General features: G+C 74.4%; 2 protein-coding genes. Both read left to right on the top strand.

Features of this window, described 5'->3' with window-relative positions:
• A partial coding sequence (locus tag AC2W7A_RS12330) for a nitronate monooxygenase (RefSeq protein ID WP_485991600.1) occupies positions 1-424 on the top strand: 424 nt, incomplete at its 5' end.
• A 158-nt stretch (positions 425-582) separates the two neighbouring features.
• The coding region (locus AC2W7A_RS12325) for a sensor histidine kinase (protein ID WP_485991599.1) at positions 583-1,487 on the top strand (905 nt) is incomplete at its 3' end.

The raw sequence follows: 1,487 nt of genomic DNA, 5'->3' as shown, positions 1-1,487 counted from the left end.
GGCCGCGCTGGAGGCCGGGGCGGATGCCGTGCAGGCCGGCACCGCGTTCCTGCGCACCCCGGAGGCCGGGACGTCCGCGGCGCACCGGGCGGGCATGGCACGGGCGGCGGAACCCGACGTGTTCTCGCACGACAGTGCCGCGGAACCCGACGGTTTCCCGAACGACAGCGCTCCGCGGGGAGTGGACACCACCGTGACCCGCGCCTTCACCGGCCGGTACGCGCGCGGGCTGACCGTGCCCTTCATGGCGGAGTTCGCAGACGCGCCGGCGGCCTACCCGGAGGTCAACGTCCTCACCGGCGCCCTGCGCAAGGCGGCTGCGGCGGCGATGGACCTGGACGCCGTCCACCTCTGGGCCGGCACCGAGGCGCACCGTGCCCGGGAGGTCCCGGCAGCCGAGGTGGTGCGCTCCCTCGCGCCGTGAGCCTGGTGGAGCAGAGCGGGGTGCACGGCGGACAGCTGCCCGTTTCGCGAGCGGAAACGCCTGAGGGGGTTCCCGTTGTGCGAGCGAAAACGCAGTGGGGGGCGGATCAGACCGTGGTCTGACGCGCCGGCCCCGCGGGCGCTCCTACGCTGGACACCATGAACCCGCTGCGCCGCCTCGATGCGTTCCACCGGGAGCGCCCGTTCGCCTCGGACGCGATCGTCGCCGGGCTGCTGCTGTTCTTCTTCGTGCTGCTCCCCTACCTGCTCGTCGCCCCGGGCGGCGGGTTCTTCGGGGTTCCCAGCACTCCGGCCTGGGTCACAGCGCTGGACGGCCTCGTGGACGCCGCCCTGGTCTCCACCTGGGCGTTCCGGCGCCGCAACCCGGTGGCCGCGATCCGGGCGGCGGTCCTGCTCTGCCTGGTGATCCTCGTGGCAGGCCCGGACTTCACCCTGGCGCTGTTCGTGGTCCCGATGTTCGTGCACCACGCCGCCGCCACCTTCCCGCGGCGCGGCTCCTTCACCGTCCTGGGCATCGCGCTGGCCGGGGCGGTCGCCAACGGCGTGAAGAACGGCTGGTTCTCCCGCATCGCCCGGTTCTCCGCGTTTGACTCCGGCGAGGCACCGGTGGTCGCCCTGGCCATGGGCATCCCCTGCGCCGCCGTGGTGCTCGCGGCCTGGGCGTTCGGGGACGTGGCCCGCACCCGCCTGATCGCTTTGCAGGCGGTGCAGGACCGCGCCCGTCGGCTGGAGGTGCAGGCGGCGCAGGAGCGGGAGCTCGCCGCCGCGGACGAGCGCAACCGCATCGCCCGCGAGATGCATGACATCGTCTCCCACTCCCTGCAGGTGATGATCTCCCAGGCCGACGGCGCCCGCTACGCCGCCGCCGCTAAGCCCGAGCTCGCCGTGCAGACCCTGGAGACCATCGGCGTCACCGGCCGCTCCGCCCTGGCGGAGATGCGCGCCCTGCTGGGGGTGCTCCGCGCCCCCTCCTCCCCCGACGACGGCGCCGCCGACTCCGCCTCCGCGCTCACCTCCTCCACGGGGCAGCCCGCGGGCTCCAC

This window comes from Micrococcus sp. LASM2_SD2, from assembly GCF_057364565.1.
Note: the sequence above shows the minus strand (reverse complement) of the source record. Positions and strands in the feature narration are given on the sequence as shown.